3 protein-coding genes and 1 pseudogene are annotated in these 2,166 nt (G+C 46.7%); 3 read left to right on the top strand and 1 reads right to left on the bottom strand.

What is annotated here, in order from left to right; genetic code table 11:
* A partial coding sequence (locus BHE85_RS13455) for a transposase (RefSeq protein ID WP_032219445.1) occupies nucleotides 1-307 on the bottom strand: 307 nt, incomplete at its 3' end.
* A gap of 51 nt (nucleotides 308-358) precedes the next feature.
* On the opposite strand from BHE85_RS13455, the pseudogene bluF reads away from it, so the two are divergent.
* From bluF to BHE85_RS13470, 3 genes and pseudogenes are all read left to right on the top strand, one after another.
* Nucleotides 359-775, top strand: a pseudogene (gene bluF / locus BHE85_RS13460) (blue light-responsive regulator BluF); the annotation flags it as partial.
* 204 nt (nucleotides 776-979) lie between these two features.
* Nucleotides 980-1,711, top strand: coding sequence for a DNA-binding transcriptional repressor BluR (bluR, locus tag BHE85_RS13465; RefSeq protein WP_000332303.1), 732 nt, complete (start codon nucleotides 980-982; stop codon nucleotides 1,709-1,711).
* A gap of 266 nt (nucleotides 1,712-1,977) precedes the next feature.
* On the top strand, nucleotides 1,978-2,166 hold a 189-nt coding region (locus tag BHE85_RS13470; RefSeq protein ID WP_047204290.1), incomplete at its 3' end, for an IS1 family transposase.

A 2,166-nucleotide genomic window follows, 5' to 3' on the forward strand; every position in this document is an offset into this window, starting at 1 on the left:
CGAACTCCGCCTTCGCAAAATAAGCGGAAGCCTGGCGAAGGATATCGTTACTGCGGCGCAGTTCACGATTTTCACGTTCCAGCTCTTTCAGACGCTGACGTTCAGCGGTGGTGAGCCCGCCATCACCGCCTCCGGTATCCCGCTCATGCTGGCGTACCCAGACACGCAGAGTCTCCGGTGTACAGCCAATCTTTGGGGCAATGGAACAAATTGCCGCCCACTGTGAGTCATATTCGCCCTGACTTTCCAGAACCATACGAATCGCCCTCTGACGGACTTCGGGGGAAAAACGAGTATTTTTAGTCATCCTGTTTACCTCTTTCTCAGGGAGTTTAGTCTCCAGGATTCCCGGGGCGGTTCACTGGTGCCTGAACAAATCATCGTTGAATTTACTGAAAGTGAAGTCATATCTCGGTTTGATGAGTTTGCCGAAGCGATTAAATCGCTAAAGGCTGCTGGTATCAGTGTAGCAATTGATCATTTTGGCGCAGGTTTTGCTGGTTTGTTACTCCTGTCACGCTTCCAGCCTGACAGAATTAAAATCAGTCAGGAATTGATTACCAATGTTCATAAAAGTGGGCCACGGCAGGCAATTATTCAGGCGATCATAAAATGCTGTACATCACTTGAAATTCAAGTCAGTGCTATGGGCGTGGCAACACCAGAAGAGTGGATGTGGCTTGAATCCGCAGGAATTGAGATGTTTCAGGGAGATCTGTTTGCTAAAGCTAAATTGAATGGTATCCCTTCCATAGCGTGGCCAGAGAAAAAATAATTTTCAGCACATTCTTTCACATGATTTCAGTAAATCATCGTGAAAATGAATACGTTACGTTTAAATTTAATCCACATTAAAAATAATGTTTCATCCAATTTAGCTGAAATCTTATTTATACTTTGTACAATTTTAGCGTATATTGTACAAAGTATTATTGGGTCGTGTACAGGCGACGGAGATTTGTGACCGCAAGGAGGAATTGTGGCTTATTACAGCATTGGTGATGTTGCTGAACGTTGCGGGATTAATCCTGTCACTCTCCGGGCCTGGCAACGCCGCTACGGTTTGTTAAAACCACAGCGCAGTGAAGGCGGACACCGACTCTTTGATGAAGAAGACATACAACGCATCGAAGAGATCAAGCGTTGGATAAGTAATGGCGTCCCTGTAGGCAAAGTTAAAGCATTACTGGAAACCACCAGCCAGGATACGGAAGATGACTGGAGCCGCCTGCAAGAAGAGATGATGTCAATTCTTCGCATGGCTAATCCTGCCAAACTACGCGCGAGAATTATTTCACTGGGTCGAGAGTACCCAGTAGATCAATTGATTAATCATGTTTACCTTCCTGTTCGCCAGCGTCTCGTGCTTGATCACAACACCTCCCGCATTATGAGCAGTATGTTTGACGGCGCATTAATTGAATACGCAGCAACCTCGCTTTTCGAAATGCGCCGTAAGCCCGGTAAAGAAGCCATTCTGATGGCGTGGAATGTTGAAGAGAGAGCACGATTGTGGCTGGAAGCATGGCGTTTATCATTGTCAGGATGGCACATTTCTGTTCTTGCTGATCCCATTGAATCGCCGCGCCCGGAACTGTTCCCGACGCAAACATTGATTGTCTGGACAGGCATGGCACCAACGAGAAGGCAAAACGAACTTTTACAACACTGGGGTGAGCAAGGTTATAAAGTCATCTTTCATGCCCCCTAATTTCACCTTTATCCCGCCCCTTAGACAGAATGTTATAATCTGAACCCACAACAGCATTTGTACCGGAGCTGATCCGTTGCAAAATGCTCACCGGGAGAATTCAGGTAATCCCTCTATCACACTCTGTACATATCACAGCCAAAGGACAGACCAGATTGAAGTGGTAAAACCGATCGTGCACACTACGCAGTCTCACAACTAACAAGAGGTTGGTAATGCTGCCAACTTACTGATTTAGTGTATGATGGTGATTTTAAGGTGCTTGCGTGGCTTCCATTTCCATCAGATGTCCTTCCTGCTCCGCTACTGAAGGCGTGGTGCGTAACGGCAAAAGCACTGCCGGACATCAGCGCTATCTCTGCTCTCATTGCCGTAAAACATGGCAACTACAGTTCACTTACACCGCCTCTCAGCCCGGTACGCACCAGAAAATCATTGATATGGCCATGAATGGC

Source organism: Shigella sp. FC1567, from assembly GCF_001743015.1.
Lineage (GTDB): Bacteria > Pseudomonadota > Gammaproteobacteria > Enterobacterales > Enterobacteriaceae > Escherichia > Escherichia coli.